This window comes from Hymenobacter sp. (assembly GCF_036387835.1).
Classification (GTDB): Bacteria; Bacteroidota; Bacteroidia; order Cytophagales; family Hymenobacteraceae; genus Hymenobacter.
Genome location: NZ_DASVSY010000009.1, coordinates 33,377 through 52,908, shown reverse-complemented (window position 1 = coordinate 52,908; position 19,532 = coordinate 33,377). Strand labels below are relative to the sequence as shown.

Sequence of the window (19,532 nt, the reverse complement as noted above, 5' to 3'; positions counted from 1 at the left end):
AGGTGCGCAGCCGAAGTCGAAGCATCTCGCTAGGGTGGTAAACTCCTTCTACAGCAATGATTCGAGCGAGATGCTTCGGTTGCGCCTCTGCATGACGATTCTATGGCTCATTCCTTACTAGCCACTGCTTGTTCCTCACTGTATCACCAAGCCGTACTTGGTGAGCAGCCCCGGTAGGCTATGCGCCGCAAACCGCGCCTGCCGCAGTTCATTCAGTTCCGGGTCCAGCGCTATGTTATGGGCCGTAGTGAAATCAGCACCATTGAGCTTGGTGGCACTGAGCACAGCATCGAGTAGGCTGCAATCCTGAAAGACTGCATTGGTAAGGTCAGCTTGGGTGAAATCAACTTCCCGCAGTGAGCAACCCACAAAACGAGTGTTCGGCATGACTTTGCCATAGAAAGGAGGCATAGTCAAGCTGACAATGATCGAAATGCACGCCAAACAGCATATCACGGCAGGCATGAAACTGTAGCCCAAGAAGTTTACAGCCAGCAAATGCCACGTTTTGCAGCGCCATATGCCCTAAACTAGTCCCGGCGAAGTTGCAGTTCTCAAACAAACAGTCGGTGAAGCGCCGGCCCGTTATGTTGGCTCGGGTGAAATCGAAGTTGCTGAAGTAATACTGCTCGAATTCCTGCTGCCCAACTAACTCGTCGGGTAGTGCTCGGTCTAACTTGTTTTCAACTGGAAAAAAAGCTGGCTTAGCGAGCGGCTTAACAGCTTTTCGTGAAGAAGGACGCATTTAGTCGCGGTTGCGGAAGCTGAGCCACAGCACTAGCCCCAATAGTGTGATACCCCCACGGATAAGCCAAGCGGTGGTAGTTCCCCACTGCTCGATCCAGGTCAAAAGCATGGATTTCATTCCCAAAAACGGCAGCACCAAGGATAGGAGCCCAAGAATAAACAACCCAAGTCCAAGTTCTTTCATGGGAGTGAAATAGTTAGTGATTACTTCTCTATTTCACTGCTATGCAGGAAATTTCTACTTGTACATCTTTAGGCAAACGACTGACTTCTACGGTTTCGCGTGCAGGAGCGTAGTCGGTGGTGAAGTAGCTGCCGTATATTTCGTTGATAAGGTTGAAGTTGCCGAGGTCTTTCACGAAGATGCTGCACTTCACTACGTCTTGCAACGTGAAGCCAGCGGCGCCTAATACCGCCTGCAGATTGCGCATCACCTGATGCGTTTCCTCTACCACATCCCCGTTGCCAACCAGTTGGCCGGTTTGCGCGTCAAGGGCAATCTGGCCGGAAATGTACACCGTGTTGCCCGCCTGTACGGCTTGGCTATAGGGGCCAATAGGGGCAGGCGCTTGGTCGGAATAAACAACAGAATTGGGCATGCAGTCAGATCAGAAAAAGGTGAACGATAAATTTGTCTTCAACCTAAAGTAAGCGGAAAAATTATGCACTTACTCGTTGTAGAAGGCGCCCACGTTGAACCCGAGTTGCGCCGCAAATTCGGACCCGGCCATACCTACGACTTCTGTTCTGCCACCGCCCCCGACTTACGTACCCGCCTCAGCGCCGCCGATGTTGGCTTCGACCTGCGCTCCTGGCCCGAACTGCACTACGAACAACCTCGCCAGCCGCTGTTCTACGACACTTCGCGCACGTCTCTGGCGGCGCTTTTTCATAAAGAAGAGTTTCCTCTAGGGCCCGTATTTGGCATCTGCGCTTTTCCTACTTTGCTGGAAAGAAGAATACTGGAAACCAGCCTTTACCGTCCTGAAGACTCTGCTTCACTGGCTGCTATCTGCGCGCAACTCGGTACTGCCTACTGCACCGTACAAGACCAGGTTGGGTTAGTTACACCCCGCATGGTGTGTTTGCTTATCAACGAGGCCTGCTACGCGCTACAAGAGGGCGTGGCTTCTGTACGAGAGCTAGAGGCGACTATGCAAATGAACCTTGCGTATCCGTGCGGTCCTTTCAAATGGGCCAATCAGATTGGAGTTGCGTTGGTTTACGAAATTCTGGAAGCTTTGTGGCAGGATACGCACGAGGCGCGTTATAAAGCCTGCGCTTTGCTCAAAATAATGTACTTGCGCGGACAGCAGTTTACGGTATAGTTATTTAAGTTGTAAAGTCTTCTGTAGGTAAATCCAGATACATGATAAGGCATGTATAGCGCTTAGGAGCGTAAAAGGGTAAACCAAGAAAAAGTAGCGCTGCTCTACATGATGTAATGCTAATACAAATAAAATAATGCAGTATATAGGAGCTAGCCGAATCAATATTAAGCTGATATTCTTATTGCGTGGCCACCACATAAAACTGAACAAACCAATGCCTGCCCAAAACCAATGCCATGCGGTAAAAAATAATCTTATTGCCTTTTGCCAGCCTGCTAACTCAGTGAAAGGCCAAGCGAAAACTGAAGCCCCATTATCTGGTAAAGCTAAATAGTAGGTTAATCGCAAAGGAGCAATCAAATAGTGTCGAATAGGATGCTCCTCAATAAAAGCTCTACGATATCGGCGCAGAGCTGCCACAGCTTTATTTTCACTGTCCATACGGGTTGGAGTAGATAAAGAGTCGTTATTGGCAGTTAATATTTGCTCGCGAAGCCATGCTAATGAATCGTAAGTGGCAACCTTAGTAAGTTGCCACTCGCGCGGCCCGGATTTATGGGGAGGGGTATGCCTCGTAAGCCAAGAGATAAGGGAATGAGTACTCCACAACACCGGCTCTTCACCCATAGACGATACAAAACTCCTTGTTTCTAGGTATAGGTTGGAGTATCGCATTCCAGCATATTCTGTTTGTAAAGGCACCAATCGATTATAAATAGACCAGTTGCGAATAGTCCATATTGCATCTGGAACAACAAAAGGCAATACAAATAAGGTGATGGTGTAACCTGCCCGACGCAAGTTTCCAAGAATAGTGTATCGATGGTGATAAATATAAGCTACTGTCCAAAAGCCAAATAAGGGCAGCATAAATGGCCTTAGAAATACCACCCAAGCCAGCCAGCATCCAGCTACTAAATAATGAATCGAATCACCAGTTCTAAGTGCAACTAGAAAGTAATAGGTACTTATGATTAGAGCGCTTGCAGCAAAACTTTCTGTGAAAACGAATAAGTCATTTTGTACACTGTAAGGACTTAAAGCGTATGTAAAGGCAGTAGCATAAGTAAGATTTTTTCGGTTTGTTAAGATGAATAATATTTTAGATAAATATATAAGCGCTATAATGCCGAGGATGATTTGTAAAGCTATAATTAAATTATAAACGTATTGTTGATTGTTAGGTATTAACAATTTAATTAGCCCGTATACTAGTCCGTAACCTGGCATGCGGCCAGCGTAGCCTGGTAAATAATCGAGCTTGTAGTTATACTGACCATATTTTATCAAATTATCAATTGATTTAAAATAAAATTCCTCTTCTCCATAGCGTTTGCCAATCAACCCGGTTCCACTATAGGCAATGCCCATAGAGAAGTACAGAAATACGTATAAGCCTAAGCGTAATAATGCAGCAGAAAAGATAATATGTCGGTTAAGCATGAAGTAAATTTAAATTATTGTTGGATAGATTTTTGTGTTAATATTTCATAGGCATCCAGTAGGATCATTTATTTTTTAAATAGCACCACTTGCTGTAGCCATAGAAAATTCAGTATAGTAGTATGTCTACTACAAATATGTGTAGCCTATATCCGTATGTATTCACATCATTTTCTTTCAAAAATCTACGAGCGAAAGATGATCGTATCAATTCGATAAAAGAGGCAAATATTCAATTAAGGAGCAAGGACTGCTGTAGCCTCTCAGCGTTACCTAGCAAAAGGAGCTTTATAACGGCGGAAGACAAGGTTGAGAGAGAAGTCAACAAAAAATAAGCGCCATGGCAAACATGGCGCTTATTTTTTCCAAGAAAAACAAATTGTTATTCCACCGTCACCGACTTAGCCAAGTTACGGGGCTGGTCTACATTGCAACCGCGTAGGACGGCTATGTGATAAGAGAGCAACTGAAGTGGTATCACTGAAACCAAGGGAACAAGCACTTCGGAAGTGGCAGGAACTTCAATAACGAACTCGGCCATCTGTGGAATCACGTTGTCGCCTTCCGTAACTACTGCGATGATGCGGCCTTTACGGGCTTTCACTTCTTGGATATTGCTTACCACTTTTTCGTATGAACTATCCTTAGTTGCAATAACGACTACGGGCATGTTCTCGTCAATGAGAGCAATCGGTCCGTGCTTCATCTCGGCGGCTGGATAGCCTTCCGCGTGGATGTAACTAATTTCCTTCAACTTAAGAGCACCTTCCAGCGCTACCGGGAAGTTATAGCCACGACCGAGGTACAGGAAGTTTGGCACGTCCTTAAAGGTCTCGGCAATTATTTCGATTTCATCATTAAGCAAAAGCGCTTTCTCCACTTTCGCGGGAATATTGCCAAGCTCAACCATTAACTCCCGCAAGCGAGTGTCGGAAAGCGTGCCACGCTTATGGCCCACAATCATGGCCAGTATAGTTAGAACAGTTACTTGAGCCGTGAAGGCTTTGGTGCTAGCTACCCCAATTTCAGGACCAGCGTGGGTGTAGGCGCCGGCATCAGTGGCGCGTGCGATGCTGCTGCCTACTACGTTACAGATTCCGAAAATAGTAGCCCCTTTGCTTTTAGCTAGCTCAATAGCAGCTAGGGTATCAGCTGTTTCGCCGCTTTGCGAAATGGCAATTACAATGTCGCGCTCCGTGATAATGGGATTGCGGTAACGAAATTCCGAAGCATACTCCACTTCCACTGGAATGCGGGCTAGGTCTTCCAGCAGATATTCTGCCACCAACCCGGCGTGCCAGGAAGTGCCGCAGGCTACAATAATGATGCGGTCGGCATTCATGAACTTGCGCTCATACGCTCTGATGCCACCCATATTTAAATGGCCCGCAACTAGCTCCAACCTGCCTCGCATAGAATCGAGGATGGAGCGAGGCTGTTCGAAAATCTCTTTGAGCATAAAGTGCTCATAGCCGCCTTTCTCGATGCTGTCAAGCTCCATTTCCAATTTCTGGATATAGGGCGTCTGATGCACATCTTCTTTGCTACGGATATCGAGTTTGCCATCACGGATGATAGCAATTTCGTAGTCATTCACGTACACTACTTCGTTGGTGTACTCGATGATAGGAGTGGCATCGGAGGCAATAAAGAATTCTCCTTTGCCAATGCCAATAACCATGGGCGACCCTTTACGAGCGGCAATCAGCTGATTGGGCTCGTCGCGGCTGAGTACTACAATGGCGTAGGCGCCAACTACTTCGTGCAAAGCCAAACGAACGGCTTCTTCCAGTGTGCAGTGGTTTTGCTTTTGAATCTCCTCAATCAGGTTCACAAACACTTCGGTGTCTGTATCCGACTGAAACACGTGCCCCTGGTGTTGTAAGTGCTGCTTTAGGGCCGCATAGTTCTCAATGATACCATTGTGGATGATAGCAATCCGCTCGGATGTAGAGTAGTGCGGGTGCGCATTGCAGTCGTTTGGCTCACCGTGGGTAGCCCACCGGGTGTGGCCCATGCCTACATTGGCGTGGGTATCTTTTTCTTTGATAAAAGACTCTAGCTCGGCAACTTTGCCTTTTTTCTTGTAGACATTTAAATCTCCATTAAGGAGCGCTACTCCTGCAGAGTCGTAGCCCCGGTATTCAAGACGGTGAAGACCTTTGAGAATAATGGGACAAGCTTCCCGGTAGCCGATGTAAGCAACAATTCCGCACATAATTTAGGAGGGACAGCGAAAAAGGGTTTCGTGAAAAATCGATAAGCCGCGGCTCAGGCAAATGCCGTGCCGCGGCTTCCGACGCGAAAATTAATTAAGTGCAAATCTAGCGCAACTTTGAATAGTATACACGCAGCTTGATGTTTTTACCATCGAGCACTGCCCGCTCTAGCCCTAAAGCTCTTGACTGGCGAACCTGAGGGGAAAGAATGAAGGCCGCCGGAGCCACGCCACCTAGCTTGTCATAAACATAGGACTGCACATATCCCGTCAGCACCATGCCATACGAACGATTAACGTCAGATACACTGAACAACGATGCTGGAGCGGCTTGCTGATAGTAACCATTACCCTCAGAGGTGTTCTCAATGGAAGTTACGGCGGGTGCAAGTTGGCTTGTCCCATCACGCAACACCAAACGCTCTACCCGATTATTCAATAAAACGCGTTTTAGCGGTTGATTGAAGGCATTCACTTCGTAGAGATAAGTGGAGCTAGGAGAAGCAAACAGCAAATTCGTGTAAGGTTGTACAGGAATCAGTAGTTCAGCTCGATTGATGGCAATGGCCGGATTGCTGCCTCCTTGCGCTTCGTTCTTTAGCTCTTGCAGGCCCGGTATCTCGAGTTTAGTTGCGATGCCGTTGCCTAACTGCGTGTACACCACATCTCCTGTTTCGCTCGCTGGTACCGATGCACTAGCACCGGTAGTGCCTTGGAGTCGGTTGAATGGCGCTAACAGATCCGTTTTGATTTCAGTGAAGTAGCGGGGAGCATTGATGGCAGAGCCGAAACCAGGCTGGTTCCCGAATGGAATTCCATAGGAACCTCGCAAAGTGCCATTTGCTTTTTTATTTGTGTAGTGATAGTAAAACGTGATCCGCGACACAGAACTAGCCGCAACGCTTGTAGTTGAAAATCCTACCACTGCACTGGTAAAGTCACTTGCCGGTTGCACTGCTATGCCTTTCAAGACGGCATTTAAGCCGGCTTGCGTAAAAGCAACGTTTTTGTCGGCAAGACGAGCGAAGACGGTTGCCGGTAACGAAGAACCTCCACTATTTAGCTTCAGTCGAACCGTTTTATCGGGTACTGTCACCTTGAACGTAGTAGTATCTGTAGTGCTAGTCGCATCGTTGCGCTGGTTGAATTTGCGCGAGCCATTAAGCCTAGCACTCAAGCCTGTACCGAGCGGATTTGCTGCGTCTACTGCTGCCGAAGAATTAGAGTTATAAATACCCTGGTCATCTAGCGCCGACACCAAAGGATAGACGTTAACGCGCAGAGGATTTGTTGCGGAACCGTAAACCGACTCGAAAGGCATAACCAACACCACAGAGTCGAGCTGCGGGTTTGGGGCAGTACCTGATACTCCAGACGGGAGCGTGTCGCCGGGCAGTGTGCTAAGCTTTAGGTTGAAGTACCCGTTAGCGGTGGTTGTGCCCAACGCGTTGTCGCGCACTCGGCCTATCAGGTAGGAGTTAGTTTTCAGCGTCTCTATCGAGTCTTGCAGAATTGTAGAGGCTGTAACCGGAAAATCTCGATATTCAGTACTGGCAGTACCTGTACCGGGCAAGTCTACGCCTAGGTCATTAGCATCTTCGCAGCCAGTAGCTGCGAAGAGTAATGAGGCTGAAAATAGGGAAGCCGAAGCAAGTCGGCGGGCGCTAATTGGCCAATTCATTATAGAGCGCGTAGTAAGAAGTCAGTAGGTTTTCGTCGGCACCTACCTGCCCAAGCTGTTTGCTGCGCGAATACTCGGTAAACAGCACATTGAGGTTATCGCTGAAATCTTCGTCTGATTTCATTACTGCGTCGGCGTATTCCATTCCTACTTTGATGAAACCACCAAAGTCAGCCGTCTTCAAGCAGGCGAGCATGTCGTCATCAATGTCCAGCATTTTTGCTTTCTCAATGATGTCGCCTTGAAATTTGAAGTCAAACTCGTTGTTGTAGATGGTGAACACCGATTTGGCATCCTTGAAAATCGGGTCCTTCTTATAGGTCGTTTTCAGGTACATCGGAATCAGGCCCGTCATCCAGTCGTTGCAATGCACGATGTCGGGAGCCCAGCCTAGCTTTTTTACGGTTTCGAGGACACCTTTGCAGAAGAAGATGGCGCGCTCGTCGTTGTCGGCATGGAATTTATCGTTCTTGTCAACGAGCACCGACTTGCGGTGGAAGTAATCTTCATTGTCGATGAAGTATACTTGCAGCTTGGCATTGGGAATGGATGCCACTTTGATGATGAGGGGCTTTTCGTCTTCACCAACGGCGATGTTGATGCCAGACAAGCGGACTACCTCGTGGAGGCGATTCTTACGTTCGTTGATGATGCCGAAGCGAGGAACGAAAATTCGAATTTCCATTCCCATTTCCTGCATGCCCTGCGGTAATCGCCGCAAAAACTCCGCTACTTTGGTGGTTTGCAAGAACGGATCGATTTCCGTAGCCGCGTAGAGGATTCTCAACTTAGAGGAGGACATAGTGGTCGGAAAAGGGGGTTTAGGAAATGGCAATGCGTTGGGGTGCACAAAATTAAACAAATTTGAGCGAAAATTCAACCTAACTCGCTTGGAGCCCGTTCAAGCCGGCTCAATACCCCTATGGAGATACTGCATACGGCCGCTTCGTTGCAAGCACATGCCGAAAGTTGCCGCCGAGCAGGCCAGCGGATTGCCTTGGTGCCTACCATGGGCGCTCTACACGAAGGCCACCTACAACTAGTGCGCGCCGCTGCCACGGCTTGTGACGTAGTGATAGTGAGCATCTTCGTAAACCCTACGCAGTTCAATAATGCCGAGGACTTTCGGCTTTATCCCCGTCTGCCTGAGGCCGATACTGCTCTGCTTGCCCCAGTTGGTTGCACGGCGCTTTTTCTGCCTTCAGTAGAAGAAATGTATCCCCAACCCACCGTATTGCGCTTCGATTTTGGGGTGCTGGAACGTGTGATGGAAGGGGCGCACCGGCCGGGGCATTTCAACGGAGTGGTAACGGTAGTGAGTAAATTATTTCATTTAAGCCGACCTCATCAAGTGTATTTCGGTCAGAAAGACTGGCAGCAGGTCGCTATTATTCGCCAGTTGGTAGCAGACTTGTCGTTTGATATGGAGCTGGTGTCGTTCCCGACGGTGCGGGAAGCTGATGGTTTGGCTATGTCGTCGCGAAACCGCCGACTTTCAGCGGAAGCACGGGCGGTGGCACCGCGTTTGCACCAAGCCTTGGAATTAGCGGCAGGCCTAGTGCAAGCAAAGCAAGCGTCGCCCGCTGCAGTACAAGAAGCCGCAACTGCCTATATACAAGCCGAGCCCTTGTTTCGGATAGAGTATTTCGAAGTAGTTGATGCCAACACATTGCAGCCATTGCTGGAGTGGCATCCCAACCAACGAGTGGCCTTATGCCTAGCGGCTTTCTTAGGTGAGGTGCGGCTTATTGACAACTTGGTGATTAAGTGAGGTCGCCTACGTCAGCAAAGAGCCGCGCCGTTTAGGCCGTAGGCTACTTCACTCATTCGCCATTTCACTCCGTCACCAAGTTGTATCTTTGCAGCTTTGTACCACCCGGCTCTATTTTAAATGCACATCGAGGTTCTAAAGTCTAAAATTCATCGCGCCAAAGTCACGCAGGCAGAGCTGCACTACGTCGGCAGCATCACCATCGACGAAGACTTGCTCGACGCGGCCAACATGGTGGAAAACGAGAAAGTGACCGTTGTGAACGTAAACAACGGCGAGCGTTTTGAAACCTATACCATTCGGGGAGAACGGGGTTCGGGCATGGTTTGCCTGAACGGCCCGGCGGCTAGGCGAGTGGCGGTTGGCGATATCGTTATCATCTTTTCCTACGCTCTTATCGACTTCGCAGAAGCTCGTGCGCACCAGCCCACGCTCGTGTTTCCCGACCAGCACAATCGTCTTGTTTAGATCGGATAGATAGGTTGATTTAAGTTGTTGGCCGTATATTGCATACTTGCCGGAAAAAATTGTACTACAACTGTCAATTGACAACTGACATCCATCGTTCGTGAAGCAACTTTTGAATGTTCTGAAATACACCCTGCTGCTGGCAGTATCGGGGTTGTTGATGTGGTACGCCGTAAGGGGCCAAGATCTAGCCCGAATTGGGCAGTATGTGCGAAATGCCAACTACTGGTGGTTGACCATTACCATGATCCTTTCGGTGCTCGGCTATTTCAGCCGGGCTTACCGCTGGAAAATGCAGCTAGATCCTACCGTAACAGGACCAAGGCCTACGTACTGGAATGTATACCATGCCATGATGGTGGGGTATCTGGCTAATATGGTACTGCCGGGCCGGGTAGGAGAAGTAGTACGCTGCACGCTGCTTCAGCGCACCAGCAAAATTCCGGTGCAGGTATCATTGGGCACTGTTATCACCGAGCGGATCATCGACGTGCTCATACTGCTGGCGTTGCTCGGGGTGGTGTTGCTGCTCGACTTCAAAACGTTCTGGAATTTCGCCGACGAGTATCTACTGCAAGGGAAGGCCGATGCCTTGGCTCGAAACCGTAATGCTTTGGTAGCAGCGGGCTTTGTTGCCTTAGCAGCCTTGGTACTTGCCGCCTACTTGCTGTGGCGCAATATGGCGCAGCTGCGGCAGAACGCGGTTTTTAATAAGGTGGTAACATTCGTTCAGGGTTTATTAGCGGGCGTATTCAGTATAGTAAAGCTCGAAAACAAAGGTGTTTTCCTGCTGCACACCATCTTCACCTGGATGGTTTATTACCTGATGGATTACTTAGCGTTTTTCGCCTTTCCTGAAACGTATAACCTCGACATGCGTGCTGGACTAGCGGTGCTCACCTTTGGGGCCTTTGGTATGGCCGCCCCGGTGCAAGGCGGTATTGGCGTTTTTCACTTGCTGGTGCAAAGCACGCTGCTGGTGTATGGCATCAGTCGGGAAGGAGGCATTGCCTACGCTTTGGTGGTGCATGGCGCCCAAACACTACTGGTCGTGCTTATGGGTGGCGTTAGCTTCCTGGTTAGTATGGCCAACACGGGCCGCGTAGGGCTGAGTGCTATGGCTGTTTCTGTGCCGGCCGATGCAGTGGAGTAAAGACAAAATTATGGGCCGTGCGGCGGTGGCCGCTACCGTCGCCGCTTGGAAAGTCGAGGGCCGCAAGGTGGTATTCACCAACGGGTGCTTCGACTTGCTGCACCTTGGCCACGTCGACTACCTGGAGAAGGCCCGCCACCTCGGCGACGCGCTGGTAGTGGGCGTGAATACTGACACTTCGGTAAGCTGCCTGAAGCCTGGCCGCCCGCTACAGGACGAAGTGTCACGAACCCGCATATTGGCCTCTCTTTTGTTTGTTGATGCCGTAGTACTCTTCGACGAACCGACGCCATTGGCGCTGATTGAAGCCACGCTACCCGACATCTTGGTGAAGGGTGACGACTATGCAATCAGTGGAATTGTGGGCCATGAATTAGTGTTACAAAACGGTGGGCAAGTCCTGACCGTACCACTTGTGGCCGGCTACAGTACGACGCGCATCGTCGAGCGTATTTTAAAGGGTTCCTAGTTGTTGATTTCTGGTTGCTAGGTGTTGAGCTACAAGCTAGCGCCTCCAGAACAGCAGCAGGCAACCAGAAACCAAAATCTAGAAACTTCCATGTACTACAATTCAAGTCCTATTTACTTCATCGTCATTCTGGCGATGCTGGCGAGTTGGTTCATTCAGTGGCGCTTGCGCAGCAAAATGACTAAATACTCTCAGATTGGCTTGCAGTCCAATCTTTCGGGAAAGCAGATTGCCGAACTGATGCTGGCCGATCATGGCATTACCGATGTTCGCATTATCAGCACGGAAGGCCGCCTAACCGACCACTACAATCCGGCCGACAAAACCGTAAACCTGAGTGAGGAAGTATACGGTGCAAGGAGCGCTTCGGCGGCGGCTATAGCAGCCCACGAGTGCGGCCACGCCGTGCAACATGCCACGGCCTACGCCGCTTTGCAGTTCCGGTCGGCTATGGTGCCTGCGCTGAGTGGCGTATCGCGGTTTATGCCTTTCATACTGTTGGCCGGGGTGCTCATGATCAGGACCACGCTTATTCCGCTAGGAGTGGGTATCGTGCTGTTCTCCCTCACGACCATCTTCTCTTTCGTTACGCTGCCGGTTGAGTTCGATGCCTCCAATCGGGCTTTGGCTTGGATTGACCGGCGGGGTATTGTGACGCCGCAGGAGCACGCCATGGCCAAAGACGCCCTTCATTGGGCTGCTATGACGTACGTGGTTGCTGCTATCAGCTCCCTGGCAACGCTGCTTTACTACGTCAGCATTTTTATGAGCGGCCGCGGCCGTCGTTAATACTGGTGCTAGTCTGCTGAGAACAGCTTGTTGTAAGAGCTTCTACAGTGAAGAAAGCCGCTGCTCCGGATTCCGAGGCAGCGGCTTTTTTTTACCGCCTTAGCAGGAAAGAATATCTACTCCCTTTCGAGTTACTGATTGATAGGGAAGTCAACTGGGAAGGCACTATCTCGCTGAAAATGAAGTTTTAGTTCATGATGTGCCTTCTGCTATCTTGTAGCTTGTTCTCAGTATCTCAACAAAAGGCCCTCTGGCGGAAGCTATGGGGCTCAAAGAGAAAAAAAGCGTAGCTGACAACCACTTGTGATGTATGCAGCGTAAATTCGTGGCAAAACTATCACGGTTTTCTTTCATTTCAGGCCTTGCGGCTATCCCCATCCCATGCTGACTACCACCCAATCCTCTATTTTCCAGTTCACCGAAGAACAACTAGCCGTGCAAGCCGCCGCTCGCGACTTTGCGCAGTCTGAACTTTGGGCCGGCGTCATTGAGCGCGACGAGCACCAGAAATTTCCGGCCGAGCAAATCAAGAAAATGGGCGAGCTAGGCTTTATGGGGATGATGGTAAGTCCCGAATACGGTGGCGGCGGCATGGACACCATGAGCTACGTGTTGGCCATGGAGGAGATTTCGAAAGTAGATGCTTCATGTTCCGTTATCATGTCGGTGAACAACTCACTAGTGTGCTGGGGCCTGGAGAAGTACGGCACCGAGGAGCAGAAGCAGAAGTATCTGCCGCGCCTGTGCAGTGGCGAAATCATCGGAGCCTTTGCTTTGTCGGAGCCCGAAGCCGGTTCGGATGCTACCAGCCAGCGCACCACTGCCGAGGACAAAGGCGACTACTACCTACTGAATGGCACCAAAAACTGGATTACCAACGGTACAACTGCCTCGGTATATCTGGTAGTTGCCCAAACCAATCCTGAACTGAAGCACCGGGGCATCAACGTGCTCATCGTGGAGAAGGGCGCAGAAGGCTTCCAGACCGGCCCGAAAGAGAACAAGCTCGGCATCCGGGGTTCTGACACCTGCTCGCTTATGTTCACGGACGTGAAGGTGCCCAAGGAAAACCGCATCGGCGAAGACGGCTTCGGGTTCAAGTTTGCCATGCAGGTGCTGGCTGGTGGCCGTATCGGTATCGCGGCGCAGGCGCTAGGTATTGCCTCGGGTGCCTACGAACTGTCGGTGAAGTACGCCAAGGAGCGCAAGGCATTTGGGGTGCCTATTTCGCAGCACCAAGCTATTCAGTTCAAGTTGGCCGACATGGCGACTAACATTGATGCAGCTCGTCTATTGTGCTTACAGGCCGCCTATGACAAGGATATGCACCAGGATTACGCCAAATCTGGGGCAATGGCGAAGCTGTTTGCCTCTAAGGTGGCCATGGATACTGCAGTAGAAGCAGTGCAGGTGCACGGGGGCTACGGCTTTGTGAAAGAGTACCACGTTGAGCGCATGATGCGGGACGCAAAAATCACGCAGATTTACGAGGGAACTTCTGAAATTCAGAAAATTGTAATCTCGCGGGAAATATTAAAATAACCGCACATAGTTTAAAAATGAGATTTGTTGCACAAAACCCAGCTATTATTTAGCTGGGTTTTCGTTTTTGTGAATTTTTATATCTTATTTTGCATTACATTAGCCCGACCGACCCGTGTATCAGGATAATCATAGACCACAACCACCCATAAAAGATGGAAGATTATAATAAAGTGATTGAATCGCTTGGTGTACGATACATCAAAGCGAAGAACTTGGTGTTGCAGCAGCCCTTCACGGTGCGCAACAACTATGACGTCGGCAACAATCTAATTTTGTTGCACAAGGGACGTATCACCTTTGGTGAAGAGGAGCAGGTGGTAGAAGAAGGCGAAATGCTATTCATCCCTGGTGGCCGCGCTACCAAAGTTAACTACGGCGAATCGGCTGGTAAAGTGATTACCAACGATGACATGATTAGCAACAAGGACAAGTTTTTCCACTCCAACGTCGATCTAGATTTGATTGGTGATGCCGAGGAAAGCCACTCGTTCGTGAGTTTCGAGGCGAAAGTATTCGACTCGGTAAACTTCTTTTCTTCGTTGGATGTACCGGCGTTCCTGATTTCCAACAACTCCAAGCTAGGTAACCTCATCATTAAGGTGGTAGAAGAAAGCCTACAGGAGCTGCCAGGCCGGGAGCGGTTGATTACGATTTACACCGAGAATATCGTGGTGGAAATCGTGCGCTACATCCTCAAGAACAAGATGTTCGTGGAGCAGCTGGCTACCAACAGCACGTACTTCAAAGACCCACGCCTAATCGACCTGTTCAACTACATCAAGGAGAACATTGGCGGCGACCTGTCTAACAAAGTGCTTAGCAACGTAGCCAATGTAAGCGAGGACTATGTAGGCCAGTACTTCAAGATGCTGACCGGCATCAACCCCCAGGACTATATTGAATATCAGCGTATGGAGCGGGCCGTGTTCTTGCTGCGTACCACCAAGAAGAGCATCCGCGACATCGGCAAAGAAGTGGGCTACAAAGACACCGCTTATTTCTGCCGCCGCTTCAAGATGATGTTCGGCATTCCGGCCGGCAAAATGCGCCGTCGGGAGTCTGCCATGAACATCTAGGCTCACGGATTTTTGCGGATTCGACAGATTAATCGGGTTTTGTAGACAACCGCTTGACCTGGAAAAAGGTGATAAAACAACAAAGCCCCGCTTTAAGCGGGGCTTTGTTGTTTTCAAGAGTATAGAAACTGGCTCAGGCTTAAAAGATTTAGTGAGGCCCAGGAAGAAGCAAACGGAAAAGAGCAGCCATCTACAAAATCCGGTTAATCCGTTGAATCCGCAAAAATCCGTGAGCTGTTGAAGCTTTGTACCACCTTCGACACCTTGCCTAAAAATTCCGGGGCTTTTTCAATTTGATTGCCCACAACAATAATATCGGCCCCGGCAGTAAGCGCGGCTTCTGCCTTCTCAACGGTATTAATGCCCCCGCCCACGACAAGCGGCAGCTCTACCGCCTGTCGCACCGCCCGAATCAGGGCTGGTGAAATAGGATAAAGGGCGCCGCTGCCGCCATCCAGATAAATCAGGCGCAAACCGAGTTGCTCACCGGCCATAGCCGTGCAAGCCGCAATAGTAGGCTTGTCGTGGGGAAGGGGCGTGGTGCCGCTCATGTAGCTGGCGGTAGTTTGCCGGCCCGTATCCACGAGCATGTAGCCAGTAGATAGAATCTGGAGGTTGCTTTGCCGCAGGACCGGCGCCGCAACAACATGCTGGCCTATCAGAAACTCAGGGTTGCGTCCTGAAATCAACGACAACAGCAAGATGCCATCGGCCTGCGAGTCGATGTGCATGCTATGGCTTGGGAAAAGCAGGACGGGGACTGGCGAGTGGGTTTTCAGTAAACGAATGAGGGCAGCCTGATGAGAACTCATCACCAGGCTGCCACCCACAAAAAAGTAATCAACTACATGTTGCGCACTAAGCTCTAGCATCTGCTGGCAGCTTGCCTCGTCCAGGTTATCGGGGTCGAGGAGTACTGCTAATAGCTTGTGGCCGAGCTTACGGCGTTTAGTTAGAGCATCATAGAGGCTGGTGAGGCGCATTCGCGTCGTCGTCGTGAAAGGTAAAGTCGATGTCCCGGGTTTCCGGCTCCTGATGAGGAGTGGTTGCAAGGTCGGGATTTTTGAACATCGGCATATAATCTCCCACTTTTTTAGCTACCACCGCCATGAGTACAGCCGTGGCCTGGGCAATCAGCATCTTGCCCGTATCCGACTGCAAGAAGGTGCGCAGGGTATCGGCTACAATAGAGGAAGCCCCCTCCGCATGATCGGAGTCGTCGTATTGATGTTGTTGCGAACGGCCCTGCGATACGGCTGGTAAAGGTCGGAACGGATCAGAATTGAAGCCGTCGGCTTGGGCGTGGTATACGTCGGGGGCGATGTGCGCCCGGCCCGAAACGGGCGCCTGGAACCCACGGTCGGCGTGATGGCCGTTACCCGAGTTAAAGTCGTCGCTTACAGCGTAGTCAATATCGGAGGCCGGCGGCGAACCTTTGCGCAAAGCACGCGCGGACCGTTGCGTACGGGGGCCACTGCCTAGTTCCCGGTCCTGCTTCGGCTTGTACTTCTTATACTTTTTCGGCCCGCCGAAAGCTTTAGATATCAGCCAAACGCTACCTATTACGCCCGCACCAATAGCGGCGTACTTACCAATCTGTTGCGTCTTTACCTTGATATCTTCTTTGATTCCGTCGACCTCGCCTAGTAGTGCGCGCTCGTATTCCTGTTTCTGACGCTCCAGAAACTCTTTTTCGTCCTCGAATAGGGGGTTGGTTGGTTCGGCCATGTTGACTTAGGCTTGACGTTTGTCGGATTTGTAGATGGTGTTGTTGAGCAGCTTATCGGCCAAGCCCTGAAACAGCTTTTTGTCGACACCCACCACAAATATGATGAGCAGCACCAAATAGAAAGCTGCTACGATGCCGAAGCCCCAGAAGGGACTATCGAGCGCATCGTTGAGCATCAACGCCACAAACAGGTTCAGAAAAATGAAAAATAGCAAGCCAATAGCTGCCAGCGACACGCCGTGGATAGTACCCACAAAGGCCGATTTCACCTTTTCCTGGGTTTCCAGGCGCACCAAGTCGATGCGAGTGTCGAGGTAGCCTTTCAAGTTACCGATAATGTTGTCGGTACGCGGCGTTTTAGTTGAGTCGTCTTCGTCGTTGAAAAGGCTCATATGAAGGAGAAGATTTGCGGAAAATCGTGTTACCAAAGCAAGTCCTGGAAACGTTAGTCTAAACCAAGTTTTCAGATAGCACATTCATACGGGAAAGGCGGCTTCGTGTCTGAATTCTGCCGTACTTTTACCTACTACCATCGTCCCTTGAGTCAGAATCATTACCATGTACTGGGAGTGCCGACTACCGCTACTCCTCTTGCTATAAAGCTGGCCTACAAAAGGTTAGCCGTGCAGTTGCATCCTGATAAGCACGGCGGTAGTCCTATATATGAGGAGCGGTTTAAGGCCGTGGCCGTGGCCTATCGAACGTTAAATGACCCGGCGCGACGGGCGGCATACGACCAACAACTGCGACAAGCTGAGCAGCGACTGGCCGAAGCGCAGCGGCAGCAAGAGTTTCGGGTGCAGGGCCAGCGCGTGTATGGGGTACCTATGCCACCGCCCGCTCCTTTGCGCACGCGCCGGCCCGCTGCGTCGGCCGAACGGCACTATCGGACCATTCCGAAGCAGCGTAAGTTCACGCGCCGCGACTACCTGCTTACGTTTAGCTTACTGGCTGGCCTGCTGTTCTTTGTGATGCTGGTAAAGCTGACCATGGACCACGTAACGGCCGTGAGCAACTACGAAGATGGTCTTTCCGCTTATAGCCAGCGAAAGTGGGAAACCGCCATTGCTTATTTCTCCGAGGCCATCCATTTCAAGCCCACGTACAAGCAAGCCTTACAACGGCGCGCAGAACTCGAGCAGCTTATAAACCACAATTACCGCGCTGCTGGTACCGACTACGAAGGCGCCCTTCGCGAAACCAACCAACCAGCTGAGCGCGCTAGGCTGCTGTATCGGTTGGCGCAGTGCCAGGTCCAGCTCGGGCAAATAGCCAGCGCCGAGCGCAACCTCTCCAGTGCGCTTGCGCTCGATTCCACCCAAAGCGGCGCATGGTTGGCGCGTGGCGAGGTGCGACTGTTCGAGCAGCGTCGTTTCCCCGGCGCCATTCACGACTTCACAGCGGGCCTGCGCCACCGCTCCATTGTCGGCCGGTCTCTTCCAACCAAGTATCTCACATACCGCGGGCTTGCTTACTTTAAGATGCAAGACCTAGCTGAGGCTCGCGAAGATTATCGGCGTGTGTTAGAAGCCAACCCGCGCAATGGGCAAGTGCATTTCTTGCTAGGCCGGGTGGCACAGCAAGAGGGAAATGCCTCCGCTGCCTGCGAATTTTTCCGCCGAGCAGTACTGCTCGGCTATATCTACGCCGACGAAGCCCGCCAGCAGAACTGTCCTTGAGTTGTTTTAGGGAAAATGGTTGCTGCCATTAAAGAAGGGAAGATTTAAAACCAACAAAAAACGCCTCCCTAGAAGGAAGGCGTTTTTCAGCGTTTGATTTTTGTAGCTAAAGATCTAGCACTTACAATTAGGGCATCAGCACCTTGTCGATAACGTGAATCACGCCGTTGCTCTGGACTACGTCGTAAGTAGAGATGGTAGAAACACCACCTTTTTCGTCAACGAGAACCACGTTCTTCGGACCGTTCATCATGGCCTTCAGGGTGCCGCCGCTTACTGTTTTCAGCGAAGCAGTGCCTTTGCCAGCTTTGATGGCTGCCATAATTTTGTCGGCGGTCATGTTGCCGGCTACTACGTGGTAGGTCAGGATTTTGGTGAGGGTCGCTTTGCTCTCAGGCTTTACCAGCGTTTCAACAGTGCCAGCCGGCAGGGCGTTGAAGGCGGCGTTGGTAGGAGCGAAAACCGTGAAAGGGCCTTTGCCTTGCAAGGTCTCAACGAGGCCAGCGGCCTTTACGGCGGCTACCAGCGTGGTGTGGTCGGCTGAATTAACAGCGTTTTCCACAATATTCTTATTTGGGTACATTGCCTTGCCGCCTACCAATACGGTACCGGGCGTCATGGCGGCTTGAGCGGAAGCAGAAGTAGCAGTAGCCGCGCCCAATAGGGCTATTAGAGCGAAAGAAAGCAGGTTTTTCTTCATGATGAAGGAAGCGAGAGAAGTGTAGTGAAGTTATTTGAGGGCATCTACGCCTGAGCTCTCTTCTTTGGATTTATTGTACCCTGAAAATATTTTTTTGCTAGCTATTCAATCCAGTTAATCTATATCAGCCCCAATAACTGCCGAGGTTAGTTTGGGTGGTTGGATTCCAGTGCTTTACCGCAGAAGAGGAGGAGCAGTGCCGGAGTGGGAATTAAACACACTTCTTCTCCGTCCCATCAAGCGAAACGCCCGACCTGCAGGATGCAGGTCGGGCGTTTCGGGGTAAATCCCAAAAGTGGAGGCGGCTAATTCAGCCACACAGTGAGTAACACTTCAAAGCGGTGCGGAGCAAATGCGTTGTAAAAAGGAGCTTCTCCTTGAAAGCCTAATACGTGAACCAAGGCCATGCCTTCGGTGCGCGAATCAACTACCCGGACTGGATAGAGCTGGTCCTTTTCTGGCCAGTCGCCTACATGGTTAAAAGGGCGTTGGCTATCGTCTACGCAGCGGGCGTAGTCAACAAAAGGGGCGTGCCGAGTGGCTTCGGCTAGGGTAAGGTTATCTACTTCGTATGCCATAAGCTCTTTTACAAAAACCGACAAGATTTGATTCAGAAGCAAGCTGGAAAATCAACAAGCTGGTTGCGCGCAACGAGGTAGTTGACGGGAAATATAGACGATTTGATTTTCAGTGCACAACAAAGGGAAGTTAATTTGCTGTTGCGTCGTCGGAC

At 50.5% G+C, this 19,532-nt stretch carries 22 protein-coding genes; 9 read left to right on the top strand and 13 right to left on the bottom strand.

Annotated elements, in window-relative coordinates; translation table 11 throughout:
• Nucleotides 1–135: 135 nt before the first annotated feature.
• The 4 genes from VF639_RS01830 to VF639_RS01820 are packed head-to-tail and all read right to left on the bottom strand — an operon-like array spanning nucleotide 136 to nucleotide 1,346.
• Nucleotides 136–411, bottom strand: a complete 276-nt coding sequence (locus VF639_RS01830) for a pentapeptide repeat-containing protein (RefSeq protein WP_331144171.1) — start codon at nucleotides 409–411, stop codon at nucleotides 136–138.
• Nucleotides 344–745 (bottom strand): pentapeptide repeat-containing protein, encoded by a 402-nt coding sequence (locus VF639_RS25305; protein WP_414654648.1) that lies wholly within the window; start codon nucleotides 743–745, stop codon nucleotides 344–346. The genes VF639_RS01830 and VF639_RS25305 overlap by 68 nt, the downstream gene beginning before the upstream one ends.
• Nucleotides 746–931, bottom strand: a complete 186-nt coding sequence (locus tag VF639_RS01825; protein WP_331144170.1) for a hypothetical protein — start codon at nucleotides 929–931, stop codon at nucleotides 746–748.
• Between the two features lie 28 nt (nucleotides 932–959).
• On the bottom strand, nucleotides 960–1,346 hold the full coding sequence (locus tag VF639_RS01820; RefSeq protein WP_331144169.1) for a RidA family protein: 387 nt from the start codon (nucleotides 1,344–1,346) through the stop codon (nucleotides 960–962).
• Nucleotides 1,347–1,409: 63 nt separating this feature from the next.
• Here VF639_RS01820 and VF639_RS01815 point away from each other — a divergent pair, with 63 nt between their 5' ends.
• On the top strand, nucleotides 1,410–2,075 hold the full coding sequence (locus tag VF639_RS01815) for a 3-hydroxyacyl-CoA dehydrogenase family protein (RefSeq protein WP_331144168.1): 666 nt from the start codon (nucleotides 1,410–1,412) through the stop codon (nucleotides 2,073–2,075).
• On the opposite strand, the gene VF639_RS01810 is transcribed toward VF639_RS01815, so the two are convergent.
• The 4 genes from VF639_RS01810 to VF639_RS01795 form a co-directional block, all read right to left on the bottom strand.
• On the bottom strand, nucleotides 2,076–3,449 hold the full coding sequence (locus VF639_RS01810; protein WP_331144167.1) for a glycosyltransferase family protein: 1,374 nt from the start codon (nucleotides 3,447–3,449) through the stop codon (nucleotides 2,076–2,078).
• A 454-nt stretch (nucleotides 3,450–3,903) separates the two neighbouring features.
• The gene (gene glmS / locus VF639_RS01805) at nucleotides 3,904–5,739 is read right to left on the bottom strand and encodes a glutamine--fructose-6-phosphate transaminase (isomerizing) (protein ID WP_331144166.1); all 1,836 of its coding nucleotides are present in this window, start codon (nucleotides 5,737–5,739) and stop codon (nucleotides 3,904–3,906) included.
• 106 nt (nucleotides 5,740–5,845) lie between these two features.
• The gene (locus VF639_RS01800; protein ID WP_331144165.1) at nucleotides 5,846–7,420 is read right to left on the bottom strand and encodes a DUF4270 family protein; all 1,575 of its coding nucleotides are present in this window, start codon (nucleotides 7,418–7,420) and stop codon (nucleotides 5,846–5,848) included.
• Complete coding sequence (locus VF639_RS01795; RefSeq protein WP_243798805.1) at nucleotides 7,404–8,222, bottom strand: glycogen/starch synthase; 819 nt, start codon at nucleotides 8,220–8,222, stop codon at nucleotides 7,404–7,406. The genes VF639_RS01800 and VF639_RS01795 overlap by 17 nt, the downstream gene beginning before the upstream one ends.
• A 120-nt stretch (nucleotides 8,223–8,342) precedes the next feature.
• Between VF639_RS01795 and panC the strand changes: the two genes are divergently transcribed.
• The 7 genes from panC (at nucleotide 8,343) to VF639_RS01760 (ending at nucleotide 14,691) form a co-directional block, all read left to right on the top strand.
• Complete coding sequence (gene panC / locus VF639_RS01790; protein ID WP_331144164.1) at nucleotides 8,343–9,191, top strand: pantoate--beta-alanine ligase; 849 nt, start codon at nucleotides 8,343–8,345, stop codon at nucleotides 9,189–9,191.
• A gap of 120 nt (nucleotides 9,192–9,311) precedes the next feature.
• Nucleotides 9,312–9,659 (top strand): aspartate 1-decarboxylase, encoded by a 348-nt coding sequence (gene panD, locus VF639_RS01785; protein WP_331144163.1) that lies wholly within the window; start codon nucleotides 9,312–9,314, stop codon nucleotides 9,657–9,659.
• A gap of 100 nt (nucleotides 9,660–9,759) precedes the next feature.
• Complete coding sequence (locus tag VF639_RS01780; RefSeq protein ID WP_331144162.1) at nucleotides 9,760–10,812, top strand: lysylphosphatidylglycerol synthase transmembrane domain-containing protein; 1,053 nt, start codon at nucleotides 9,760–9,762, stop codon at nucleotides 10,810–10,812.
• Nucleotides 10,799–11,281, top strand: coding sequence for a D-glycero-beta-D-manno-heptose 1-phosphate adenylyltransferase (rfaE2, locus tag VF639_RS01775; protein ID WP_331144161.1), 483 nt, complete (start codon nucleotides 10,799–10,801; stop codon nucleotides 11,279–11,281). The genes VF639_RS01780 and rfaE2 overlap by 14 nt, the downstream gene beginning before the upstream one ends.
• 90 nt (nucleotides 11,282–11,371) lie before the next feature.
• Complete coding sequence (locus VF639_RS01770; RefSeq protein WP_331144160.1) at nucleotides 11,372–12,070, top strand: zinc metallopeptidase; 699 nt, start codon at nucleotides 11,372–11,374, stop codon at nucleotides 12,068–12,070.
• 381 nt (nucleotides 12,071–12,451) lie between these two features.
• On the top strand, nucleotides 12,452–13,612 hold the full coding sequence (locus VF639_RS01765) for an acyl-CoA dehydrogenase (RefSeq protein WP_331144159.1): 1,161 nt from the start codon (nucleotides 12,452–12,454) through the stop codon (nucleotides 13,610–13,612).
• Between the two features lie 155 nt (nucleotides 13,613–13,767).
• Nucleotides 13,768–14,691 (top strand): helix-turn-helix domain-containing protein, encoded by a 924-nt coding sequence (locus VF639_RS01760; protein ID WP_331144158.1) that lies wholly within the window; start codon nucleotides 13,768–13,770, stop codon nucleotides 14,689–14,691.
• A gap of 203 nt (nucleotides 14,692–14,894) precedes the next feature.
• On the opposite strand, the gene VF639_RS01755 is transcribed toward VF639_RS01760, so the two are convergent.
• From VF639_RS01755 to VF639_RS01745, 3 genes are read right to left on the bottom strand one after another with little or no spacing between them, the layout of a single operon-like run.
• On the bottom strand, nucleotides 14,895–15,674 hold the full coding sequence (locus VF639_RS01755; RefSeq protein ID WP_331144157.1) for a geranylgeranylglyceryl/heptaprenylglyceryl phosphate synthase: 780 nt from the start codon (nucleotides 15,672–15,674) through the stop codon (nucleotides 14,895–14,897).
• A complete protein-coding gene (locus tag VF639_RS01750; protein ID WP_331144156.1) occupies nucleotides 15,652–16,419 on the bottom strand; it encodes a hypothetical protein in 768 nt (255 codons plus the stop codon). The genes VF639_RS01755 and VF639_RS01750 overlap by 23 nt, the downstream gene beginning before the upstream one ends.
• Before the next feature lie 6 nt (nucleotides 16,420–16,425).
• Nucleotides 16,426–16,812 (bottom strand): phage holin family protein, encoded by a 387-nt coding sequence (locus VF639_RS01745; protein WP_331144155.1) that lies wholly within the window; start codon nucleotides 16,810–16,812, stop codon nucleotides 16,426–16,428.
• A gap of 147 nt (nucleotides 16,813–16,959) precedes the next feature.
• Between VF639_RS01745 and VF639_RS01740 the strand changes: the two genes are divergently transcribed.
• Entirely contained in the window at nucleotides 16,960–18,099 is a 1,140-nt protein-coding gene (locus tag VF639_RS01740; protein WP_331144154.1) for a DnaJ domain-containing protein, read from the top strand.
• A gap of 127 nt (nucleotides 18,100–18,226) precedes the next feature.
• On the opposite strand, the gene VF639_RS01735 is transcribed toward VF639_RS01740, so the two are convergent.
• Nucleotides 18,227–18,799 (bottom strand): fasciclin domain-containing protein, encoded by a 573-nt coding sequence (locus VF639_RS01735; protein ID WP_331144153.1) that lies wholly within the window; start codon nucleotides 18,797–18,799, stop codon nucleotides 18,227–18,229.
• 305 nt (nucleotides 18,800–19,104) lie between these two features.
• Nucleotides 19,105–19,377, bottom strand: coding sequence for a hypothetical protein (locus VF639_RS01730; RefSeq protein WP_331144152.1), 273 nt, complete (start codon nucleotides 19,375–19,377; stop codon nucleotides 19,105–19,107).
• Between the last annotated feature and the right edge of the window lie 155 nt (nucleotides 19,378–19,532).